We start from the raw sequence: 21,272 nt of genomic DNA, 5'->3' as shown, positions 1-21,272 counted from the left end.
TTGCAGGCGAGGGACCTGGCGGCCGGATCGATGCAGTCGAGGGGTTCTACACTATCGAAATGCAATGGCAAGCACTTCAGGACTGGTTCAACCCTCGTCCACAGGATGGCGAGGCGCGCTTCCGTCCACCGGTGCGTATTTTCTGGCTGGGTTTGATGGTCCGCATCGCCTACATGACGCTGGCGCACACCTACAAAGTCACCCAGTACGAGGATCATTTTGAATTTGGCTGGGAGGCGGCGCGAATCGCGCGGTCCCTTGCTACCGGTCATGGCTATTCTGACCCGTTCATTCTGGGGGGCACCGGACCGACAGCCTGGCTGCCGCCGGTCTTTCCGCTCATGATTGCAGCGTGCTTCAAGCTCTTCGGCGTCTATAAGCCGTTGGCAGCCTGGACGGTATTGGCGCTCGACTGCGTCTTCTCCGCCGCAACCGCACTTGCGGTGTACGAAATTGCCGCCCGCTGCTTCAACCGCCGGGTCGCGATCTGGTCGGGGTGGCTGTGGGCGCTTTATCCGGCGGCGATGCAATACGCGGTCAAGTGGGTTTGGGAGACAACGCTGACGACGATGCTCTTCGCCTGGGTGCTGGTGCTGGCTTTGCGGGTGCGTGGCATTGGGGCGGAGCAACCCGGTTCCGCAGAGGAGAGGGGTTCGCAGACGTTTGGCCGCTGGCTGATGTTCGGCTTGCTTTGGGGATTGATTGCGCTGTGCAATCCCTCATTGTTGTTGTTCCTGCCGGTTTGCGGGGTGTGGATGTTATGGAGCAAGAGCGGCTTGCGCCGCGGTGTCCCGAAGGCGATCGCTTCAGGCCTGATTTTTATTGCTTGCCTGGCGCCGTGGACTTGTCGGAATTGGAAGGTCTTCCATGTTTTTATCCCGATTCGCGGCAACTTTGGTGCGGAGAACTGGTATGGCAATCGTCCGGATGCGCAGGGTTTTCCTTGGGGAGTCATCATTGCCTCGAGGCCCGACCTTCAACGCTACGCCGAGATTGGAGAGGTGGAGTACGTCAAAGAATTGGGAGCGAAGGCCAGCCGGTATATTCATGAAGATCCCAGGCATTTTGCGCGGTTGACGGTGAAGCGAGTCTATTTTTTCTGGGCCAGCGTGCCGCATCCGCTCGCCAAGTCTGCTTTTCTCGAGTATGTCCGGGAATTCCACTACGGGTTCCTTACGATCACCGGTTTGCTTGGGCTGTTGTTGGCCCTGAGGCGGCGAGTCCCGGCATCGGGGTTGTTTGCCTGCGCCTTTGCGATTTTGCCGGCCACCTACTATTTTGTGACCGTGGCTGCGCGTTTCCGGCACCCTCTTGAACCACTCATCACCGTCCTTACCGTTTACCTCTTCCAATCAGCTAAGAAGGCTCCGAGAACCGGTGCACAGCAAAGAAAGGCGAACGGTGTAATCCCACTCGATGTGTAAGAACCTCACTCATATCTCGGAGAAGACTTTTACAATTTCGTCGGGCGCCGTACTTTCTCTTTCTGCTCTCTTCTTTATATGGAAAAGCATTCATTGGCCGATCATCGGCGATGCCTCGCTGATGCACTATGCAGTCTTTCTGATGAATCATGGGGCCGCTCCGTATCGGGACATCTATGAATTGAACATGCCTGGCAGTTACCTGGTCGAATGGGTGGTCATGCATACCTTCGGCGGCGGCGCTCTAGGCTGGCGACTCTTCGATCTATTTCTGTCTTTGTCGGCCACCGCGGCAATGATGGTGATCGCTCGTCCCCAAGGCTGGGGCGCCGGGTTTTGGGCGGGAGTCTTACTCCTGTTGATCCATGGCCGAGACGGCATTCCTCAAGTGGGACAGCGGGATTTGAGCCTTACGGTCTGTCTCCTTGTTGGGTATGCCTTTCTCTTTCAATCCTTGCGCAAGAACAAGCCTGCCTTCGCGGTCTGCTTTGGCCTGATCGCCGGCCTTGCTGCGGCGATCAAGCCAACTATGCTGTTGCTCGCACCATCGGCCCTGGTCCTCGTCTATTGGCAGCTACGAAAAGCAGGCAAGCCGGCGCGAGGGTTTGTCCTGGCGGGACTTAGCGGTCTACTGATGATTTTTGCCGGATTTGCGGCCTATCTCTGGCGAGAACATGCGCTCTACGCGTTTATGACGACCACGCGCGAAATGGTGGAATATCACGCAGCGTTAGGCAGACGATCAGCAACCTACCTGCTGCTCCACAGCATATCTCCGATCCTGCCCTTAGCTCTTGGGTGGCTCGTCCTGACCTTATCAATGCGGAAGCGGCCGGGCTGGGAGGGCGCTCACTTGCTGGTGGCGATGGGTGTAGGTATGCTGTCCTTCTCTTTGCAGGGCAAGGGCTTCCCCTACCAGCGGTATCCGTTTCTGGCATTTCTCCTTTTGATCATGGCGATGTCGTTTGCAGAGGCCACCAAGGACAGGAGGAGTGGGGTACGGGTCCTGGGGTTCGCCGGACTTGCGTTCGGAGCGTTCGTGCTGGCGCCGATATCGTCTGTGAAAGCGACCGAAGCCGACTGGCGGAATTTAGGAAACATCAGCCTTTTGCAACGAGATCTTTCCTCGCTCGATGAAGACCGGCTTTCCGGAGGCGTCCAGTGTGTGGATTCGATCAGCGGCTGCGTCAACGTTCTCTACCGCATGAAGCTTATCGAGACGAGCTATGTATTCTATGATGAATTTCTCTTCGGCCCGGCTTCCGTGCCTGCGGTGGTGAGAAATCGTGAGAAATTCTGGGCCGACTTGGATCGCGAGCCGCCGGCAGTGATCGTCGTGACCGCTCCGCTCTTTCCGAGCGGCCCAGACAATTACGGCAAGCTGGCTCAATGGCCACAGTTCGCGGCCTATCTTCAAGCACATTACTCGCTCGCAGTCCAACGCACCCCGATGACGCCAGTGAAGTGGTGGAGTCGAGCGGAGATGCCCGACGGCTACCGGATTTATCTTCGAGAACGTTGATGGCTCGTTCCATTGAGCTTCGGCTTTCAGCTGGAACATGCCCAAGAAGACCGAAGGTCCACGGTTGCCCCCCAGCCTTCTTTACTAGAGCCAGGGTGTATGATCGGGCGCGGATGGTCTCTGCTTTTCTTCAACGCCCAGCGGCGCGCTCACTCAACGGCGACACGGGCTTCCAAACTACGCTTGCCAGCGTTTTTCTCTATTTTGTAGCTGCGGGTCTTGGGACGGTCATGCTGGGTCCTGCCTTGCCATTGCTGGCCGAGCGATGGCACTTGGTGGATGCGCAGTTGGGTGCGCTGTTCCTGGTCACGTTTGCAGGGGAGTTCGTTGGGTCGTGGGTCGGGGCGCGCCGGCTCGGCGTCAGTCTGCTCGCGGGAGCCGCCGGGACGGCAGTTGGCTTGTTTATTCTGGCTTTTGCCGGCTTTGGGGCCGCGCACTTTGTCCTGTTCTGTATCGGTGTAGGGTTGGGCGCGGGGCTGACGGCTGGGAATGTCATCGTGGGCACCCTGGACCAAGTTGCCGGTGAGGAGCGGCTGGAGGACAGCAGCCGGAGATCTTCACGCTCGCGCCGATTGGCGCTATTGAATCTCAGCTGGGGGATCGGAGCGATCGCTTGCCCGCTCTGGCTTCGTTCCAGCCTCGTCTTAAGCCATCGGGCAGTCTTCTCGTTCCTCGATGGGGGCGCTGGCGGCGCTTTGTTCTTCTTGGGATTGGGCGCGGCATTCCTTGGTGCCGCCGTATGGATCTTCCGCTCTCTGCCGCGCCGGTTCTACGCCACGGTAAGCACGAAGGAGATTCGAGAGAGATTGCATTGGCAGGGCATCTGGATGTTCGCGTTGACCTTCGGCCTGTATGTCGGAGTTGAAAACGCGCTTGCCGGATGGCTCCTCAGCTACGCGCAACGGCTGCACCCAGCGCTTTCCGCGGGAGGAGCGTCGTCGGTGGCGTTTTGCTTCTGGGTTTGCGAACTGGGCGGCCGAGGCGTGACCGCCTTGGTGGTTAAACGCGTCGACGAGCGTCGGTTCTATCGCGGATGTCTAGCTGCGGTGATCGCGGTGATTGGAGTTCTGGTCTTCGTGCCGCACCTGCGGATGGCCTCGATTTACGCTGTGACGGCGTTGGCTGCAGTCGGCTTGTCTCCGATCTATCCGATGGCTGTTTCTTTTCTCCTGGCGCGAACCGGGAATCATCCTCAGGTCGGCAAAGTCTTTGCCGGCGCCTCGTTGGGAGGAACGATCCTGCCGTGGTTGACGGGCGTCTGCTCGACGCATTTCGCGGACTTGAGAGTCGGCTTTGCGGTTCCGGGAGTCGGCGCCGGATTGATTTTGCTGCTGGCAAGGTCCGTGCAGCGGTCGAGTTCGTCGCAATAGAAGCGGGAATGTCGAGCTTTCCATCTCTGATTCATCCTGGTCTTTGAATCGCCTCGGCCCGCTACTCCGGGTAGCGGGTCTCCAACTCTTTGAGGAAGCCGGTTTTGAGGTCGCATACCCAGCCGTGAACGACCGGTCTCCGCTCCTCCTGCCAGGCTTTATAGACGATGGCGGAGCCGATGACATTCTTCACCTGGCGGCGGACGTTCAACTCGACCAGGTGGTCCCAACGCGCGGTTTCATCGGCAATGTTGGCGAACTCGGCTGCATTTTCCGCATAGATGGAGCGGATGTTGGCGATCCAGGCGTCGAGCAGTCCCAGGTCGTGATGCATCATGCCGTGCTTAACGCCGCCGCAGCCATAGTGGCCGCAGACGATGACATGCTTCACTTTGAGGTGCTGCACGGCAAACTGCAGAACGCTGAGCGCATTGACATCCGATTCGGGAACGAGATTGCCGATGTTGCGATGAACGAAGAGTTCGCCAGGCTGGCAGCCGGTGAGGTCCTCCGCGGGGACTCGGGAATCCGAGCAGCCGATCCAGAGAAACTCCGGGTTTTGCCCTTGAGACAGTTCAGTGAAATAGCTCTGCCGTTGAGTGACCTTGCTCTGGACCCAATCGCGATTTGCTTGCAGAAGTTTCTTGTAGGTTTCCATGATCTACCTAAATGATACGGGCGATCCCGATTCGGGATCTCGTCTGCCGGATGATCGATTCCGGCCGTTTGCCCGAAGGGCACTGCCTTACAATCTCCCCATGCTGCAAAGAATATGCGTGTTCTGCGGATCCAATCTGGGAAAAAATCCAGTGTACGAGCAGGCCGCCCAGACCGTGGGCCGGCTACTTTGCGAGCGCAACATCGAGCTGGTCTATGGCGGCGGGAATGTTGGTCTGATGGGCGTGGTTGCGGATGCATGTCTTGAAGGCGGCGGACGAGTGACCGGAGTGATGCCGCAAGCGTTGTTCGAGAAGGAGATTGCGCACAGTGGCTTGACCGAGTTACGTATTGTCGGCTCGATGCATGAGCGCAAGTCGGTGATGGCAGACCTTTCGAGCGCCTTCATCGCGCTGCCCGGAGGGTACGGGACCTGGGAAGAATTCTGCGAGGTGCTGACCTGGTCGCAATTGGGCATCCAGCGAAAAGCATGCGCGCTACTGAATGTGAATGGATATTACGACCCGTTGCTGGCGCTGGCCGACAAGGCAGTGTCAGAAGGCTTCCTGCGTCATGTGCATCGCGATCTCCTGCTCTTTGATGATGATCCAGTAAGGCTGTTGGATCGGTTAAGCAGCTATGCAGTTCCTTTTGTCGACAAATGGTTGGGACGTCGAAGCAGGTAAATCTGCCAAGCGATTGCAAAGGCAACAGGAGAGATGGATGAAATTGTTCGGGCGGTCGTCATGTGCAGGCGACCTGAATTGGGCGGCAATGCCAATGCCGGGGCCAGTGCGGCTCCGGCGAAAGAGCAATGGGTTCGCATCGAGAAAGCGCAGCTTCACCTCTTCTTCTAACGGACTAAGACCCTTATGAAGGCCTAATGCAGCCTTCCTTAAATCGATTGCACCGGGAGCAGCGTGAGATCGTCAACCAGCCCGATCTCTTTCTGCACGAAGGGTTCGGCATAGCGGACACCGGCGAGAAGACCATAGTGCCGGGCCATAGCGGAGGTGCGTTCGCGAATTTCTTCTTCAGGAACGAAAAGGGAGCTGCCGGAAGGCTGGTTGGCATATTGCGACCGGTAGGCCATTAACGCAGCAAAGCGCTGTTCGAGATGTTCCGAGATATCGACGACAAAGCTGGGACGTACATCGGCATAGAGGCTGGCGTAGACGATTTTGAAGGGCCGGTGCGGGGGTGCGCCGGTGTCGAGCTTGCTGAGCCCAGCCAGAAAGCAGGCTTCGTAGCCGAGAATTGAGGTGGTGTAGTGGTCGGGATGGCGACCGGTCCAGTAGGGCAAGATCACGACGCGAGGGCGCAGCTGGCGCAGTACGGTGGCGATCTTGATCCGGTTTTCGTAGGTATTTTCCACCCGCCCATCGGGAATATCGAGGGCCTGCCGACGGTCGACCTGGAGGATGCTGGCGGCCTCCGCCGCTTCCGCCGCCCGTTCATCGGCAGAGCCCCTGGTACCGGCTTCCCCCTGGGTCAGGTCGAGGATGCCGGTGCGCAGACCAATTGATTTCATGCGCAGCAGGGTGCCGCCGCAGGTCTGCTCCACATCATCGCGATGGGCGGCGATGGCGAGGACGTCAATGGCCTGCATCATCGCCTGCTTAATAGGTCGTGTTGTTGTAGTCCGTCGAGCCGTCCATGTAGGCGACGTCGGTGGCCGTTCCGACTACGGTGACGTTGCTATTGTCGAGCTCGGTGAAGTTGGTGGTCGTATAGATGTGAATTTGGCCGCCCTCGGCGACATAAATTTTATGCAGTCCTTCGACGTCGGCGATACCGGTGAGGTCACCTTTGAAGGAGTCCAGGGCTACCGCGTTGGTGCTGATATTGAAGAGCGCCAGGCATCCGGTCGCAGAGTTTGGGTCGAGATGATACCGCTCTCCAGACTGGCACTGTACCGAACCGACGAACAGCGTATTGTCATCAGCGAAGAGCATCTTGTTATGCGCGCCATCGCTGATCGGGTAGACGCCGGTGACCTGGCTGGTATTCAGGTTGACGACGGACAGATTCCCGGAGAGATAGCCATCCGGCTGCACCGATTGGCCAGCGATATAGAGGGTCGTTCCGCTGCCGATTGCGTTGGTCGCGCCGCCCGGCACCGCAAGGGTGGCAGTCGCCTGCAGGTTGATTGCGCTGGGTCCAATGCCACCGGGGTTGAGGGACGAGGCAGTGATCGGAATGGTTGTGACTCCGGAGGTGTTGCCGCCACATTCCGGTCCGCAATTCAGCACGTAAACCGTCGAGCCATCCGGCGAGAAGATTCCCTTGATGGGCCGGTCGAAGCTGGCTGTACCGGGACTTACCGGATAAGCGCAGTAGACAGGCAGGTTCTGCGGCTCGCAGTCCTGAGCCGGAAGTCCGAAGGAGTTCGCAGGCCATTTCCCATTGGCGGCAAAGTACGCCTGGTAGCTTGACTGCTGAGGTCCCGTGAGATGGACGACGCTGTATACTTCGTTGGAATTCTGGACAAATGCGAGGCCGATCGATGCGCTGGCATTTAGCGATATGCGGTAGACCCCGGGCAGATTCAACGGGACTGTGCGGCCAATTACGCGGTCGTTGATGACAGAAGCATGCGCAGTTTGCTCGGCGGCGATCAAATAGCGTTGATCGCGGCTGATAAAGATACTCGATGAGGGCGAGCCGGAGACGCTGGTGGATTGCTTTTCGGTCGCGTAATTGATCAAGGCGACGCTGCCATCTCCAGCGTTGTAGACCGCGCCTAACTGCTCTTCCGGCATGTTCTGAATCGTGAGCGGTAAACTCACCGACGCGCCGCCAATGCTGAAGTTGTTGTTCTCATTGTTGAAGGCGTGACGGATGTCATAGAACGCATCGACGAAAGTCAGAGCTCCCTTGGTCAACGCGCTGGGATTCTGAATGGTGATCATGACCCGATTGGTCACCCCGCTGGGTGGGAGGTTTCGACCCGCGAAGTAGAAGTTCTTGCCGCAGCCAGCCAAAATCAGGGGAACTATGCAAAGTGCAATTGTGAAAAAGAACACGCGCGGAACATACAGCAGGCGCAGCAAACTTCTCGTATTCAAACTAACCTCTCACCGTTCCCATTGCGGAAGAACATCCTGGAAGCTAAAGTATAACAAAGCCGATCAGGGCAAACGGGGCGCTGACGCGAGCGCATAATTGCAGCCAACGGACAGGAGAAGCCATGAGCCGTCTACAGGAACTCTTCGGTGAACGCGCAGTGCTTTTCGATGGGGCGATGGGCTCAATGCTGTATGAGCGCGGGATTTTTATCAATCGGTGCTACGACGAACTGAATCTATCGCAGCCTGAATTGGTGCGTTCCGTCCATGAAGAATACCTTCAGGCCGGAGCGGAAATTATCGAGTCCAACACCTTCGGCGCGAACGCATTGCGTCTTGCGCGCTATGGGCTGCAGGACAAGGTCTTCGAGATCAATAAGGCGGGTGCAAAGCTGGCCCGGCAAGCGGTCGCCCAGCTCGCCGACAAGCAGGCTGGAGATGCGTGGGTCGCGGGTTCGATCGGGCCGCTGGGTATCCTTCTGGAGCCGCTCGGCAAAACTTCGCTTGAGGAAGCAAGAGCTGCCTTTAAAGATCAGATCGCCGGCCTGGTCGCGGGCGGTGTCGACTTCCTGGTGATCGAGACAATTTCGGCATTGAATGAAGCAGAGCAGGCGATCCTGGCTGCGCATGAGGTAGCGCCGGATGTGCCTGTGCTGGCGCTGGTGACCGTCGATGAAGAAGCCAACTGCCTCGATGGCGCTTCCTGCGAGACGGCTGCCACCAAGTTGACCGCCTGGGGGCGCCGATGCGATTGGGGGTGAACTGCAGCGCCGGGCCGGCGACAGTGCTGACCGCCGTCGAGCGCATGGCCGCGGCTACTTCGCTTCCGTTAGTGGTGATGCCGAACGCGGGCATGCCGCGCGCAATCGAGGGCCGCAACATTTATCTGTGCTCGCCCGAATACATGGCGAACTTCTCGAAGAAGTTCCTCAAGGCCGGGGTCCAGTTCCTGGGCGGCTGTTGCGGGACGACTCCCAACCACATCCGCGCGATGAAGTCCGCTGTGCGGGCGGTTTTAGCGCAGAAGACCGCGGTCGCGGGCCCTGCTACGCGGGAGGCGATTGTTACCGAGACTCCTCCTGCTCCGCTTGCCGAGCGCTCACGCATTGGCGGCCTGGTCGCCCGTGGTGAGTTCGTCACGCTGGTCGAGATTGTCTCCCCGCGGGGTATCTCCTGCGCCAAGGAACTTGCCGGAGCGAAGCTGCTTTCCGACCTCGGCGTACATGCCATCAACGTCCCCGACTCTCCCCGCGCATCGGCGCGGATGAGCGCCCAGAGCTTGTGTATCCAGATCCAGCAGCAGGCGGGAATCGAGACTGTCCTGCATTACACCTGTCGGGACCGGAATGTGCTGAGCATTCAAAGCGACCTGCTGGGAGCGTCTTCGATCGGGCTCAAGAACATTCTGTGCTTGACCGGCGATCCCCCTAAGCTGGGGAACTATCCCGACGCCACCGCGGTCTTCGATGTGGATGCAATCGGGCTGGTCAACATCGTCAACCGGCTCAACCACGGCCTGGACATTGGTGGAAATGGCATTGGGGCGTCGACCGGATTCACCATGGGGGTCGCCGCAAATCCGGGCGTTCCTGATCTGGATAATGAAATTCGCAGGTTTGCGTATAAGGTCGAGGCGGGCGCGGAGTATGCGATCACTCAGCCAGTCTTCGACCTGAATGTACTCGAGGCGTTTCTGAAGCGGATCGAGGGTTTCCGCATTCCGGTGATCGCAGGGATCTGGCCATTGACGAGCCTGCGTAATGCGGAGTTCATGAAGAACGATCTCCGGGTCAGTGTCCCGGACCAGATTTTGTTGCGGATGCAGCAGGCGGATACTCCCGAGCTGGCCCGGGCCGAGGGCGTCCGGATTGCCCAGGAGATGCTGAAATCGGCGAGGGAGATGGGCTACGGCGGAATTCAGGGTGTCCAGGTAAGCGCTCCGTTTGGCCGTTACACCGTGGCTGCCGAGGTGATTGCCGACGTGTTGCCGCGAATGAATGTGCCGGCCGTCGAGCCAGCCGGCGCGGAAGAAGAAGTGAAGGTCGAGGGACTGCGGGTTGGCAACGTTTGAAGAATCGCTGAAGCAGCTGGAAAAGATTGTTGATCAATTGGAACACGGCGATCTTCCATTGGAGGAATCGATTCGGCTCTTCGAGGACGGCGTTCGGCTGTCCTCCTCATGCAAGCAGGAGCTCGATGCAGCGGAGGGGAAGGTCCAGATCCTGATGAAGGAACGGGACGGATCCATGCGGGCCGAGCCGTTTCCGGGGAAGTAACCTCGGGCCGAGATGCACAGCGACTGATTTGACGCCCCACGGACATTGACGGTCAGTGCACAATCCGGCGGCAGTATAGCCCGGAATCATGCCCCGCCGATCTAACTTTCGCCGTCCGCTTCTTGTTGACTCGCCCGCCGCAAACGCCTCAGCAGGCCAAGTTCTTTTAGAATGTGCTGCAGCGGTTGGGCGGGAGTGCCCCAGAGAATGCCGCCGGTGGCGCGGAGTTTCTTTCCCGGCAAGACTCCGGCCTGAGAGCCGAGGATGACGTTTTCGCCGATGTGGGCGTGATCGCCGACGCCGACCTGGCCGCCGATGATGGCATTCTTCCCAATGGTGGTCGAGCCGGAGATGCCGGTCTGGGCGGCGATCAGCACATTCTCGCCGATGATGACGTTGTGGCCGAGATGAATGAGGTTATCGAGCTTGGCGCCTCGTCCGATGACGGTAGCATCGAGCGCGCCCCGATCGATGGTGGTGTTGGCGCCGATTTCGACGTCGTCCTCGATAATTAGCTTGCCTTGTTGGGGGAACTGCAGGTATTCGCCGGTGGCTGGGTCACGGACGTAACCATAGCCATCGCTGCCGAGAACGGCCCCGGCGTGGACGATGACGCGATCGCCGAGCTGGGTTCCGGGGTAGAGGACGACGCGAGGATAGATGCGGCAATCGGCGCCGATGGTCACGCCTGCTCCGATGACCGCGCCTTCTCCGATCACGGTGCGTTCGCCGACTACTGCTCCGGCAGCGATGACTGCACAGGCGGCTACCGAGGCGGTGGTTGCGAGGGACGCGGTGGCGTCGACCACCGAGGCGGGATGAATGCCGCTTGGCCGCTCTTCGCGGCGCAGGAGGTTGGCGGCGCGGGCGAAGTCGAGCTTCGGGTTCGCGCTAAGCAGCAGCGGTTTCCGGGCGGCCTGCTTGGGAAGGTGCTGGTTGGAGAGCAGGACGGCGGCGGCATTCGAACTCAGCGCGGCCGCAGCGGAAGCGGAGTCGGTGGCGAAGACGAGCGAGTCTGGCTGGGCGGCGGCGATGCTCGAGACGGAAACGACGGCGATGGTCTCCGGATCACCGGAGGCGCATCGCAGTTCGAGTTCCAGCAGCTCAGCGAGTTGTTTCAGCGGAATCATAGCGGCGCCGCATCGCCCGTCGAATCATTCTCTCGCATGGGACTGTTCTTCATGGATAGATCCGGTTGAGCGTTCGCGCGAAAGGAATCGTCTCGCGCACATGCTCGAGTCCGCAAATCCAGGCCACGACACGCTCAATGCCCATGCCAAAGCCGGAGTGAGGAACGGAACCGTAGCGGCGCAAGTCGAGGTACCACTGGAAGGCGTCGAGCGGAAGGTGGTGTTCTTCGATCCGCTTTGCGAGCAGGTCGTAGGAAGCGACACGCTGCGAACCGCCGATGACTTCGCCGTAGCCTTCGGGGGCGAGGACGTCGACGCAGAGGGCATATTTCGAGTTTTCGGGATCGGGCTCCATATAGAAGGCCTTGACCGCAGCCGGATAGCGGTGGACCATCAGGGGCCGGTCGAACTGAGACGATAAGTAGGTCTCATCGGGAGAGCCGAAGTCGTTGCCGTATTCAAATTTGCTTTGGATGAGCTCGGGCGCCAGCCCTTTTTCGTAGGCCTCGTGAAGCATGGCCACGGCGTCGTCGTAGCTGAGCCGGGGGAACGGGGCGCGGATGGCCTCGAGCTTGGCGACGTCGCGGCCGAGGACGGCGATGTCGAGGGCGCGCCGGGTGAGGACGCGTTCGACGATAAAGCTGAGGAATTGTTCGGCGAGCGCCATGAGGTCGTCGAGACCGGCGTAGGCCATCTCTGGCTCGACCATCCAGAACTCAGTCAAATGGCGGCGGGTCTTCGACTTCTCGGCGCGAAAGGTTGGTCCGAAGGAATAGACCTTGCCCAGCGCCAGGGCGGTGCTCTCAATGTAGAGCTGGCCACTCTGGGTAAGGTAGGCCTCGTCTCCGAAATAATCGACGGGGAAAAGCGTGCTGGTGCCTTCGCACGCGGCTGGAGTAAGGATTGGCGGATCGGTAAGGATGAAGCCGTTGTCGTCGAGATAGTCGCGCGCCGCTTTGATGATCTCGGCACGGATGCGCAGGATGGCCGACTGCCGAGGCGTGCGGATCCAGAGATGACGATGCTCCATGAGGAAGTCGACGCCGTGTTCCTTACGGGTGATGGGGAAAGGGTCGTCTTCGGGAACGCGCTGGAGGACTTCGACTGCTTCGACATCGAGTTCATAGCCGCCGGGGGCGCGCTTGTCGGCGCGGACCTTGCCGGTGACGATGACGCTCGACTCCTGAGTCAACTGGCGGATCGTCTCGAAGGTCTCCGCGGAAACGGCGGCCTTTGGCACGATGCCCTGGATGGTACCGGTGCCGTCGCGAAAGATCGGGAAGAGCAGCTTGCCGCTCTCTCTTAAGGCGTAGAGCCATCCGCGAAGGGTGACGGTCTGGCCTTCGTGGGCGCCGATGGCGGCGATCGTGGCAACCGATGGAGATGTCGCAATGGTGGTTACGGATTCTGGATTTGTTTGTTCCGGCATAATTTTTGGTTCTTTCTGCATCGCTTATTGCAGCCAGGGGCTCATTGCAATTGGGGGAGCCTAGGGAAGGAGCTTAGCGAAGGCTTCTTTGGCCTTGGCGGCGACGGCCTCGGCGGCGTCTTCGAGGGCATAGTGGATTTCGAGCACGGCCGCCTCCAGAGCCTGAGAGGATTGTAGTTCCGCCATCGCCTTAGGCCATTCGACGGTTCCGTCACCGGGCCAGAGGTGTTCGTCTTTCTCGCCGTGGTTGTCGTGAATATGGGAGGAGCGAATGTGCTGTTTGAGTTCGCCGACGACTTGATCGACTCCGCCGCTGATGTGGGCGTGTCCCGTATCGAGGCAAACGCCAATGTCGGAAAAATGGCCGATCCTCAGGATCTCGAGGATGTGTTCCGCCTGGGTGACCTCGTTGAGGATGTTCTCGACATTTAACTTGACGCCGAGCGGGCTGGCGAAAGCGCGTAGGTGCTCGAGCGCCGTGAGTGCGTGCTCAAGGGTCCGGGGGCTCCAGGTATCGTGCCGCTCACCGAGATGGATGACGATGTACTTCAGCGGGATCTGTTCGGCGACTTCGATGGCGCGTTTGATCTCGTCCATGGAGTCGATGCGCCGGGTTTTCTCGGGATGGGCCACATTGACCGCCGGTGCTCCGGCGCGGCCCATGTCATGGTCGAAGTAAAGCGGAGCGTGGATCGAGAACGGGGTCACCGTGTTCGAACGAAACCAATCCGCAATTTCATTCACATGGGTCTTGCTGGTGTAATCGAAGTGCTGACGGGCGGCGAAAACCTCGATCGCTTCCGCACCGCTTCTGGCAAGAGAATCGAGCAGGCCCGGATGAAGCCGCTGACGAAGAAAAACATGGGTAGAAATGGCCTTCAGCATAGTCAACTCAATCTTCAGCCTTCATGCAGGCTGCATTCTATCTTCTCATCCCGTTGAATCCCGGGCCGGTGTCAGTACCCGGCGGCCTTGCCGTAGGTGTGGCGGTGGTCCTGACCTCCTTCCAAAAATCCGGTGTGTGGGTTGACGAAGATGCATTCGCCATCGCTCCAGGATTGCTCGGTGGTATCAAGCGAGTAGCCGAGGGCCTGCAGGCCTGCAGTTGTCGCCGCGGAGAATCCGGGCTCGAGATCGAGGACGTCGGGCAGGTATTGGTGATGAAATCGCGGGGCATCCACCGCCTGCTGGATGTTGAGGCCTTCCTCGGCAACGCTAAGGAAGATGTTGGCGACGGTAGTAATGATGCGCCCTCCTCCGGGAGATCCAAGCACCATGCTGAGCTTGCCGTCTTTCAGGACAATGGTCGGAGTCATGCTGGACAAAGGACGCTTGCCTGGAGCGATCGCGTTGGCTGGTCCTTGAATCAGACCGTACAAATTGGGTACACCCTGTTTGGCGGCGAAGTCATCCATCTCGTCGTTCAACAGAAAGCCAAGTCCCTCGGCGGTCGCCGCTGACCCGAAGGAATTGTTCAGCGTAGTGGTTACCGAGGCGGCGTTGCCTTCGGCATCGACGACCGAATAATGCGTGGTGTTGACGTGATCGGGCGTTTTTTCCTCTTTGGGTGGCGGGGGCAGAAAGCCAGCTGGTCTACGCAGAGTCGATGAGGGGGTCGCCTGATCGACCTCGATTCCCGTTCGCCAAGCCGTCGCATATTTCTTGTCGATCAACTGGTCGACCGGCAGGCTGGCAAAATCTGGATCGCCGAGGTAATCGGCCCGGTCCATGTAGGCGCGCCGGTAAGCTTCGACGATCAGGTGCATCTCCGCCGGGGCGCGATCGCCGAGCCGGGAGAGATTGTAGCCTTCCAGGATATTCAGGGCTTCGATCAAGGCGACTCCGCCGGAAGAAGGCGGGGGCGCGCTGATGACAGTATATCCCTTATAGGTTCCGGTAACTGGCTCGCGTTCTTTCACTTCGTAGGTGGCAAGGTCGCGCTCGGTGAGGATGCCTCCGCCGCTGCGCACCGCGCGAGCGACATCGCGGGCCAGGTCGCCGTGATAGAAGCTGTCGGGATTATCGGCGATCCGTTCCAGGGTTCGGGCTAGCTCCGGTTGGCGCATGAATTCGCCCGGCTGGTAGTAATTGCCGTCGCGTTGAAAGATCCGCCTCGACTCCGGAAAGCGGGCAAGGTCCTGCTCGTGAAGCTCCGCAGCTTCTTCAGTACTCAAGACGAATCCATCGCGCGCCAAGCGGAGTGCGGGCTGCATGACCCTCTTAAGGTCGAGCCGGCCATATTTCTTCTCCGCGTACGCCATGCCGGCGACCGAGCCGGGAACGCCGATGGCCTTGTATCCGATCGTGCTGGCGTCGGGGATGACGTTGCCTTTGGCGTCGAGGTACATATTGGCGGTTGCCGCCAGCGGGGCCTTTTCGCGATAGTCGATGAAGGTCGACTTGCCGTTATGCAGACGAATCAGCATAAAGCCGCCGCCGCCGATGTTGCCTGCTGCCGGATGGACCACGGCAAGGGCAAAGCCGGTTGCCACTGCTGCGTCGACGGCGTTGCCGCCTTGGCGAAGGATCTCGACGCCCGCATCAGCGGCGAGGTGGTGGATGCTGACGACCATGGCGTGCTGGGTCTGGGCGGGTTGTTCGCTGAGGTAGTTCGCCGGAGGCGCCTCGGCTTTCAACAGAGGGGAGGCAGCCAGCAGAGAGGTCCACAAGAGTCCTTTGGCGGTGAATTCTGACGGCATCGTTGCAGGGATTTTACCTCGGTTTACTGCCATGACTACGCTGCTTTCCTTGCTGGCCGCTATTTACAATCAAATCTCCATGTCTACGAGCATTCGCTCCTACTCCAAAATCAATCTCGGTCTGGCCATCGGCCCTACTCGTCCGGATGGTTTTCATGGGCTGGCGACGCTCTACCAGACGCTCGAACTGCATGATCTGGTGACGGTGGATGCCAGGCTGCATCCGGGCGAGACGAATTCGAGGATCAGTCTGGCTTGTAACCATGTTGGAGTTCCTGCCGACTCACGCAACACTGCCTGGCGGATGGTGGACAAGGCGCTGGCGCGACTTGGCATCGCCGCGGAGGTCCACATTGCCATCAATAAGCGGCTTCCGGTGCAGGGCGGCCTTGGCGCTGGTTCGGCGAACGCGGCTGCCGCCTTGATCGGCCTGGAGCGGGAGCTGGGGCTGCAGCTTCCCGGGCCGGATCGTCTCGAGCTGGCGGCGGAGATCGGCTCGGATGTTCCTCTCTTCCTCATTGGCGGCTCGGTGCTTGGCCTGGGGCGCGGCGAAGAGGTGTATCCGCTGCCTGATTTCTCTTCCTGGCCCTGCGTGATTGCGACACCCGAGGTGAGCGTGTCGACCCCACAAGCATTTCGCGATTGGGATGCCAGAGTCTCCGCCAGCTTGACCTATGATCCAGCGTCCGATAGGATAAGAAGGTTGAGTCGGTCTCTCGCTTCTGCATGGAGCAGCCCGCACTCCTCCGGTGTCTCACCCCAACGGGGAGACCTGGCCGAGGATCCGCTTCTCGCGCTTGTCCGAACCGGGTTTGAAAACGACTTCGAACAGGTCGTCTTTCCTCAATACCCCCTTCTCGGCGACATTAAGCGCATTCTTGCGGTTCCTGATCCAGAGAAACCGGAGCAGTCGGCTCTCTATGCGGCGCTCTCTGGTTCGGGTTCAGCCGTTTTCGGGCTTTACGCAACCACGGAAGCAGCAAAAGCGGCGCATCTGCGGCTGGGGAAATTGGGCATAACTGCTCAAATTACCCGGACGTTGCCGCGGGCGGAGTATTGGTGTGACAAGATTGCCGATGCGGCGGGTGCTTAGCCTGGTGGCTGAGCGCTGCATTTCGCAGCCGGTTTCAAGTCCGCTGGCGCAGCCATTATCGCGGCGGTTACACTGGTTTTGGTGTAAACACTGGGCGATAGACTAATGGTAGGTCAAGTGCCTTTGGAGCACTTCGTCTAGGTTCGAATCCTAGTCGCCCAGCCAAGGCTTTAAACAGTAGTAGGAAGTTTCGCAACTGCAGGAAACCCGGCACAAAAGAGCCGGATACAACCAAGGCAGCAGGACAACCAACGGCAAACCAGCTTTGGGAGGTTCTAGTGAAGACGGAAACGGCAGAACTGTTTGAAGTCGCGCCAGAGGTACCGGGCGCGCAGGAAATATCGGCTCAACGCATGAAAGGCGGCGACGGTCGACCGCCCGACAACAAGCCGCCAGACGCGAAGCCAAGCGGAAAGAACCGGGGATCCAGGCAGAACGAAGATAAGCGCTTCAAGATTTTCTCAGGATCGGCAAACCGGAAGCTGACCGCGGAAATTTGCGAAATCATCGGGCTGCCGATGGGCGAAACCAAGGTGCAGCGCTTCGCCGATGGCGAGATTTACTTTCAGCTGCTGGAGAATGTTCGCGGCGTGGACGTGTTCGTGGTCCAGCCGACTTGTAATCCGGTGGACCAGCATCTGGTTGAGCTGCTAATCATGATCGACGCGCTGAAGCGGGCTTCAGCGGGCAGGATCACAGTAGTTGTTCCGTATTACGGTTATGCGCGGCAAGACCGCAAGGACCGGCCGCGAGTGGCGATTTCGTCCAAGCTGGTGGCAGATTTGATGACGACCGCGGGGGCAAACCGGGCGCTGTTTATGGATCTGCACGCGGCCCAGATCCAGGGGTTCTTCAATATTCCGGTGGATCATATGTTCGCCAGCCCGGTGATGGTGAGCTACTTCCGGAAGCTGGATTTGCCGAACTTGATTGTGGTCTCCCCGGACGCGGGCGGTGTGGAGCGCGCGCGGTTTTTTGCGACGAAGATGGGCGCTCCGCTGGCCATCGTGGATAAGCGGCGCACTGACATCAACGTCACTGAAGTGATGAATGTCATCGGCGATGTGCAGGGCAAAACCTGCTTGATCATCGACGACATCGTAGATACCGCAGGAACGCTGGTGAAGACTGCCGACGCCCTGCTGGCTAATGGGGCTAACAAGGTGTACGCCTGTGCTTCGCATGCGGTGCTGTCGGGACCGGCGATCAAGCGGATCGCCGACTCGAGCCTGGAGGAGTTGGTCGTGACCAACTCGATTCCGCTGCGAGAAGAGGCGCAGAAGGTAGCCAAGATTAAGGTGCTCTCGATTGCCGGTCTACTGGCAGCGACCATCGAGAGCATTCATATGGAAACCAGCGTCAGCACGCTGTTCAGTTAAGGGTTTCTTCCGGCCTTAGTTGAAAGCTTCTCGCTGATTCGGTTTGCGAGACAAGAATTTGCTGGGGTTCTCAAGTGAGAGTGCCGGCCATAAAGGGAGCGGACAGAGCGGCAGATCTGATGCTGCATCGCGTGCCCGAAAGGAAGAAAGATGCCAAGCATATCGGAAGTTGTCGCAGCCACTCCCCGCGAGGGAAAGTTCAACAAGAACGCCGCCCGCCGGGTGCGCGTTCAAGGCAAAATTCCCGCAGTTGTCTATGGCGCGAAGGAGCCGGCGCTGGCCATCGAGCTTGATCCCAAGCAGATGTTGCGTATTTTGCATTCGGAGTCGGGCCACAATTCCATCTTTGATCTCGAGGTTGCCGGTTCTGCGGCGAAGACCAAGGTTATGATTGTCGACTGGCAATACGAACCGATCAAAGACCGCCTCATCCACATCGATTTGAAGCGCATTGCGATGGATAAGGCCATGAAGGTCGAAGTTCCTGTACTGCTCGAAGGCATTCCTGTCGGTGTCAAGCAGGGTGGCGGCATTCTCGATCAGGTCTTGCGCGAAGTTGAAATTGAATGCTTGCCTGCGGACATTCCGAGCCATATCAATGTCGATGTCTCGAACCTGGCGTTCGGCGACGTGCTCAGGATTTCGGACCTGCCGCACGGTGGCAAGTTCAAGTTCCTGGGTGATGAGACGGCCACAGTTGCGCACGTTGTATCGATCAAGGAAGAGGCTGCGCCGACGGTGGATGCGGTGGCCGCTGCGGGTCCCTCAGAACCTGAGGTCGCCAAGAAGGGTAAGCAGGATGCGGATGCCGCAGCTGCTGCTCCGGCGGGCGACAAGAAGGCCGCAAAGAAGTAAGACTTGGCGGACTTCCCTAAGTTGTCAGACCAGGCTACCGACCCCTACGATGCTTCAACTCGCATCGCGACGGGTTCGGGTAAGGTGCTGGTGGTCGGTTTGGGAAATCCGGGCATTGAGTATCAGTTCACGCCGCATAATGCGGGGTTCCTCGCGATCGACAGGATCGCCGGCAACCACGGTGCGGTGGTAGCAAACCGGCGCTGCCGGGCATTGACGGCGACGGTCAGGATCGCTAACAGAGATGTAATCCTGGCCAAACCCGAGACCTTTATGAACCTGAGCGGCGTGGCCGTTCAGGCGCTGGTCAAAGAATACGAAGTGGACGCTCAGCGCGACCTGATCGTGCTCTACGACGAAGTTGAGTTTTCGCTGGGCACGTTGCGCATCCGCGAACGAGGCAGTTCCGGGGGGCACAACGGGGTGAAGTCGATCTCTGGCGCGCTCCGCAGTGAAGAGTGGATTCGGGTTCGGATCGGAGTTGCCCCGGAATTGCCGGCAGCTGCGGAATCGGCCCGCAGGAGTCGCAAGGAATATGTGTTGACGCCTTTTCGGAAGGCCGAACTGGTGGTATTGGACGAGGCGCTGGATCGAGCGGCGAAAGCCGTGGAAGTGATTTTGACGCAGGGCGTAGGCGCTGCGATGAACGAATTCAACAAGCGGAATGGGCGGGAGAAAAACGACTCCGCCGAGTAGGCAACGCAGCAAAAGGCAAATAGTAACTGTCACCGTGGCGGAATGCAGCGGCGAGAAAAGAGAAGCGAAATGGTGCAACGTTTTTACGAAGTGATGTTCATTGTTCGGCCGGACGTGCTGGATGAGGACTTGGACAAATTGATCGCCGGCCTCGAAACCACCATTACCGGCGGGGGTGGAGCGATTCGTTCGATCGAAAAACTGGGTCGCCGCAAGCTCGCCTACACGGTCCGCAAATTCAACGACGGCAACTACGTCCTGCTCACGGTCGACGCTGACGGCAAGTTGATCGCGGAAGTCGAGCGGCGCTTGCGCGTTATCGAACCGGTGATCAAGTTCATTACCGTTCGTATGGATGAAGAGACCAAGCGTCTCGACAAGGTGAAGGCTCTTCGCGCCAGCCGCAAAAAGCTGAGCGCTCAGCCGATTGCGGCTCCCGCGCCGCTCGCCGCCGCAGTCGAAGAGACGCCAGCTCCGGCTGCAGCGGTTGCACCTGCCGCTGCCATACCGGCGGAGACCGTTCCCGAAGCCGCGACCGCAACGGTTTAAGGGTTAGAGTGATCGCCGGCAAGTTGCCGGCATTGATTTCGCTGGGTGACTGCGGTCCCCCGGCAAAGAAGGAATGAGGAAATAATGGCTGACGAAACCAGCACACCAAGAACTGAGCCAGCAGGGCGAAGTGAGAATCCAGGGCGCAGCGAACACAGCGGCCCATCGAACCCGGGGCATTCCCCCTCTGGGCACACCGGCGGATCTTCTTCCGGTTATCAAGGCCACAGCTCGGGTCCACGCCCGGCCGGCGCCGGACGCCCCGCAGGTCCTGGCGGCCCTGGCGGTGGCGGACGCAAGTTCTTCCGCCGCAAGAAAGTCTGCAAATTCTGCACCGAGAAGATTGACGCGATCCCGTACCGCGAAGTCCGTCTGCTGCAGCAGTTTGTGGCCGAGCGCGGCAAGATCGTTCCGCGCCGTCTGACCGGCGTTTGCACCACCCACCAGCGCAAGCTGACGCGCGCGATCAAGCAAGCCCGCAACATTGCGTTGCTGCCATTCGCTGCGCGGTTCTAGCTTCGAAGAAATCGAGTGACCCAGGTCCCGTTCTGCGGGTCTCGCTTTGATACCTGGGGTTGCCGGCTGTATAGCTGAGGAGATTGGTTATGGAAGTCATTCTGAAAGAAGATGTGAACAACCTGGGTCATCGCGGCGACGTAGTCAAGGTCGCCGCTGGGTATGGCCGCAACTATCTGCTGCCGCAGAACCTAGCCATGGAGGCCAACGCGGCCAACAAGGCAGTCATTGAGCAGATGAAGAACTCGGCAGTCCGCAAGTCCGCTAAAGAGAAGACCGAGGCCGAGTCGCTGGTCGCGCAATTGGATGCGGCCTCACTGAACTTCACTCGCAAAACCGGCGAGAACGACCACCTGTTTGGGTCGGTCACCTCGTCTGACATCGCCCAGCAACTTGAAGAAAAGGGCTTCACCATCGATCGCCGAAAGATCCATCTAGACGAGCCGCTGAAGTCGCTTGGCGAGTTCCTGGTGCCGGTGCGCCTGCATCGCGAGGTTACGGCTCACTTGAAGGTCGTCATTGCAGCAGAAGAAGCATAATTACCGATCCTTGCGGCGTCTTTTGAGATGCCGCAAGGATCAAACGTAACCGCCTTCGGTTTGCAGTCCT

General features: G+C 59.2%; 20 protein-coding genes, 1 tRNA gene and 1 pseudogene. 15 read left to right on the top strand and 7 right to left on the bottom strand.

Annotation, left to right across the window (positions count from 1 at the left end; translation table 11 throughout):
* Window positions 1-59 precede the first annotated feature (59 nt).
* The 3 genes from ACPOL_RS07790 (at window position 60) to ACPOL_RS07780 (ending at window position 4,316) form a co-directional block, all read left to right on the top strand.
* Entirely contained in the window at window positions 60-1,424 is a 1,365-nt protein-coding gene (locus tag ACPOL_RS07790) for an ArnT family glycosyltransferase (protein WP_114206550.1), read from the top strand.
* Window positions 1,417-2,946 carry an ArnT family glycosyltransferase gene (locus ACPOL_RS07785; protein WP_114206549.1) on the top strand — a complete coding sequence of 510 codons (1,530 nt, stop codon included), beginning with the start codon at window positions 1,417-1,419 and terminating at the stop codon, window positions 2,944-2,946. Before ACPOL_RS07790 ends, ACPOL_RS07785 begins: the two co-directional genes overlap by 8 nt.
* 95 nt (window positions 2,947-3,041) lie before the next feature.
* Window positions 3,042-4,316: an MFS transporter gene (locus ACPOL_RS07780; protein ID WP_236657313.1), complete on the top strand. Its 1,275-nt coding sequence runs from the start codon at window positions 3,042-3,044 to the stop codon at window positions 4,314-4,316.
* Window positions 4,317-4,377: 61 nt separating this feature from the next.
* Here the strand turns inward: ACPOL_RS07780 and ACPOL_RS07775 are convergent, their stop codons facing one another.
* The gene (locus tag ACPOL_RS07775; RefSeq protein ID WP_114206547.1) at window positions 4,378-4,974 is read right to left on the bottom strand and encodes a carbonic anhydrase; all 597 of its coding nucleotides are present in this window, start codon (window positions 4,972-4,974) and stop codon (window positions 4,378-4,380) included.
* On the opposite strand from ACPOL_RS07775, the gene ACPOL_RS07770 reads away from it, so the two are divergent.
* Together ACPOL_RS07770 and ACPOL_RS33465 are read left to right on the top strand one after the other, a co-directional pair.
* Window positions 4,973-5,659 (top strand): LOG family protein, encoded by a 687-nt coding sequence (locus tag ACPOL_RS07770; protein WP_236657312.1) that lies wholly within the window; start codon window positions 4,973-4,975, stop codon window positions 5,657-5,659. The two genes, ACPOL_RS07775 and ACPOL_RS07770, sit on opposite strands and share 2 nt — an antisense overlap.
* Before the next feature lie 33 nt (window positions 5,660-5,692).
* Window positions 5,693-5,830: a hypothetical protein gene (locus tag ACPOL_RS33465; RefSeq protein ID WP_161557248.1), complete on the top strand. Its 138-nt coding sequence runs from the start codon at window positions 5,693-5,695 to the stop codon at window positions 5,828-5,830.
* Window positions 5,831-5,868: 38 nt separating this feature from the next.
* Here ACPOL_RS33465 and bshB1 read toward each other — a convergent pair whose 3' ends face one another.
* Window positions 5,869-6,585: a bacillithiol biosynthesis deacetylase BshB1 gene (gene bshB1 / locus ACPOL_RS07765; protein ID WP_338026767.1), complete on the bottom strand. Its 717-nt coding sequence runs from the start codon at window positions 6,583-6,585 to the stop codon at window positions 5,869-5,871.
* 7 nt (window positions 6,586-6,592) lie between these two features.
* Window positions 6,593-8,041, bottom strand: a complete 1,449-nt coding sequence (locus ACPOL_RS07760; RefSeq protein WP_150132934.1) for a hypothetical protein — start codon at window positions 8,039-8,041, stop codon at window positions 6,593-6,595.
* Window positions 8,042-8,163: 122 nt separating this feature from the next.
* On the opposite strand from ACPOL_RS07760, the pseudogene ACPOL_RS07755 reads away from it, so the two are divergent.
* Together ACPOL_RS07755 and xseB are read left to right on the top strand one after the other, a co-directional pair.
* Window positions 8,164-10,112: pseudogene (locus ACPOL_RS07755) on the top strand (bifunctional homocysteine S-methyltransferase/methylenetetrahydrofolate reductase).
* Window positions 10,099-10,317: an exodeoxyribonuclease VII small subunit gene (xseB, locus tag ACPOL_RS07750; RefSeq protein WP_114206544.1), complete on the top strand. Its 219-nt coding sequence runs from the start codon at window positions 10,099-10,101 to the stop codon at window positions 10,315-10,317. Before ACPOL_RS07755 ends, xseB begins: the two are co-directional and overlap by 14 nt.
* 101 nt (window positions 10,318-10,418) lie before the next feature.
* Here xseB and lpxD read toward each other — a convergent pair whose 3' ends face one another.
* The 4 genes from lpxD to ggt all read right to left on the bottom strand — a co-directional run bounded on the left by lpxD (window position 10,419) and on the right by ggt (window position 15,608).
* Window positions 10,419-11,447, bottom strand: a complete 1,029-nt coding sequence (gene lpxD / locus ACPOL_RS07745) for a UDP-3-O-(3-hydroxymyristoyl)glucosamine N-acyltransferase (RefSeq protein ID WP_114206543.1) — start codon at window positions 11,445-11,447, stop codon at window positions 10,419-10,421.
* A gap of 49 nt (window positions 11,448-11,496) precedes the next feature.
* On the bottom strand, window positions 11,497-12,876 hold the full coding sequence (gene asnS, locus ACPOL_RS07740; protein ID WP_114210695.1) for an asparagine--tRNA ligase: 1,380 nt from the start codon (window positions 12,874-12,876) through the stop codon (window positions 11,497-11,499).
* Between the two features lie 60 nt (window positions 12,877-12,936).
* Window positions 12,937-13,761, bottom strand: a complete 825-nt coding sequence (locus tag ACPOL_RS07735) for a sugar phosphate isomerase/epimerase family protein (protein WP_114206542.1) — start codon at window positions 13,759-13,761, stop codon at window positions 12,937-12,939.
* A 71-nt stretch (window positions 13,762-13,832) separates the two neighbouring features.
* Window positions 13,833-15,608: a gamma-glutamyltransferase gene (gene ggt / locus ACPOL_RS07730; protein WP_236657311.1), complete on the bottom strand. Its 1,776-nt coding sequence runs from the start codon at window positions 15,606-15,608 to the stop codon at window positions 13,833-13,835.
* Here ggt and ispE point away from each other — a divergent pair.
* From ispE to rplI, 8 genes are all read left to right on the top strand, one after another.
* Window positions 15,607-16,668 carry a 4-(cytidine 5'-diphospho)-2-C-methyl-D-erythritol kinase gene (gene ispE / locus ACPOL_RS07725; RefSeq protein ID WP_338026764.1) on the top strand — a complete coding sequence of 354 codons (1,062 nt, stop codon included), beginning with the start codon at window positions 15,607-15,609 and terminating at the stop codon, window positions 16,666-16,668. The two genes, ggt and ispE, sit on opposite strands and share 2 nt — an antisense overlap.
* 91 nt (window positions 16,669-16,759) lie before the next feature.
* A tRNA-Gln gene (locus tag ACPOL_RS07720) sits at window positions 16,760-16,833 on the top strand.
* Between the two features lie 113 nt (window positions 16,834-16,946).
* Window positions 16,947-18,047 (top strand): ribose-phosphate diphosphokinase, encoded by a 1,101-nt coding sequence (locus ACPOL_RS07715; RefSeq protein ID WP_414633339.1) that lies wholly within the window; start codon window positions 16,947-16,949, stop codon window positions 18,045-18,047.
* Window positions 18,048-18,197: 150 nt separating this feature from the next.
* A complete protein-coding gene (locus ACPOL_RS07710; protein WP_114206541.1) occupies window positions 18,198-18,902 on the top strand; it encodes a 50S ribosomal protein L25 in 705 nt (234 codons plus the stop codon).
* Between the two features lie 3 nt (window positions 18,903-18,905).
* Window positions 18,906-19,598, top strand: a complete 693-nt coding sequence (pth, locus tag ACPOL_RS07705) for an aminoacyl-tRNA hydrolase (protein ID WP_338026763.1) — start codon at window positions 18,906-18,908, stop codon at window positions 19,596-19,598.
* Window positions 19,599-19,670: 72 nt separating this feature from the next.
* Window positions 19,671-20,147: a 30S ribosomal protein S6 gene (gene rpsF, locus ACPOL_RS07700; protein ID WP_114210690.1), complete on the top strand. Its 477-nt coding sequence runs from the start codon at window positions 19,671-19,673 to the stop codon at window positions 20,145-20,147.
* Between the two features lie 84 nt (window positions 20,148-20,231).
* Window positions 20,232-20,663 (top strand): 30S ribosomal protein S18, encoded by a 432-nt coding sequence (gene rpsR / locus ACPOL_RS35435; RefSeq protein WP_114206540.1) that lies wholly within the window; start codon window positions 20,232-20,234, stop codon window positions 20,661-20,663.
* 89 nt (window positions 20,664-20,752) lie between these two features.
* Window positions 20,753-21,202, top strand: coding sequence for a 50S ribosomal protein L9 (gene rplI, locus ACPOL_RS07690; RefSeq protein WP_114206539.1), 450 nt, complete (start codon window positions 20,753-20,755; stop codon window positions 21,200-21,202).
* Window positions 21,203-21,272 lie beyond the last annotated feature (70 nt).

The organism is Acidisarcina polymorpha, from assembly GCF_003330725.1.
Lineage (GTDB): Bacteria > Acidobacteriota > Terriglobia > Terriglobales > Acidobacteriaceae > Acidisarcina > Acidisarcina polymorpha.
Note: the sequence above shows the minus strand (reverse complement) of the source record. Positions and strands in the feature narration are given on the sequence as shown.

Coding starts and splice junctions, on each gene's coding strand:
- ACPOL_RS07775 (WP_114206547.1), bottom strand. CDS start 4,974: ATGGAAACCTACAAGAAACTTCTGCAAGCAAATCGCGATTGGGTCCAG.
- ACPOL_RS07785 (WP_114206549.1), top strand. CDS start 1,417: ATGTGTAAGAACCTCACTCATATCTCGGAGAAGACTTTTACAATTTCG.
- asnS (WP_114210695.1), bottom strand. CDS start 12,876: ATGCCGGAACAAACAAATCCAGAATCCGTAACCACCATTGCGACATCT.
- bshB1 (WP_338026767.1), bottom strand. CDS start 6,585: ATGATGCAGGCCATTGACGTCCTCGCCATCGCCGCCCATCGCGATGAT.
- ACPOL_RS07770 (WP_236657312.1), top strand. CDS start 4,973: ATGATCTACCTAAATGATACGGGCGATCCCGATTCGGGATCTCGTCTG.
- ACPOL_RS07710 (WP_114206541.1), top strand. CDS start 18,198: ATGCCAAGCATATCGGAAGTTGTCGCAGCCACTCCCCGCGAGGGAAAG.
- ggt (WP_236657311.1), bottom strand. CDS start 15,608: ATGGCAGTAAACCGAGGTAAAATCCCTGCAACGATGCCGTCAGAATTC.
- ispE (WP_338026764.1), top strand. CDS start 15,607: ATGACTACGCTGCTTTCCTTGCTGGCCGCTATTTACAATCAAATCTCC.
- lpxD (WP_114206543.1), bottom strand. CDS start 11,447: ATGATTCCGCTGAAACAACTCGCTGAGCTGCTGGAACTCGAACTGCGA.
- rplI (WP_114206539.1), top strand. CDS start 20,753: ATGGAAGTCATTCTGAAAGAAGATGTGAACAACCTGGGTCATCGCGGC.
- ACPOL_RS33465 (WP_161557248.1), top strand. CDS start 5,693: ATGGATGAAATTGTTCGGGCGGTCGTCATGTGCAGGCGACCTGAATTG.
- rpsR (WP_114206540.1), top strand. CDS start 20,232: ATGGCTGACGAAACCAGCACACCAAGAACTGAGCCAGCAGGGCGAAGT.
- ACPOL_RS07790 (WP_114206550.1), top strand. CDS start 60: ATGCAATGGCAAGCACTTCAGGACTGGTTCAACCCTCGTCCACAGGAT.
- ACPOL_RS07735 (WP_114206542.1), bottom strand. CDS start 13,761: ATGCTGAAGGCCATTTCTACCCATGTTTTTCTTCGTCAGCGGCTTCAT.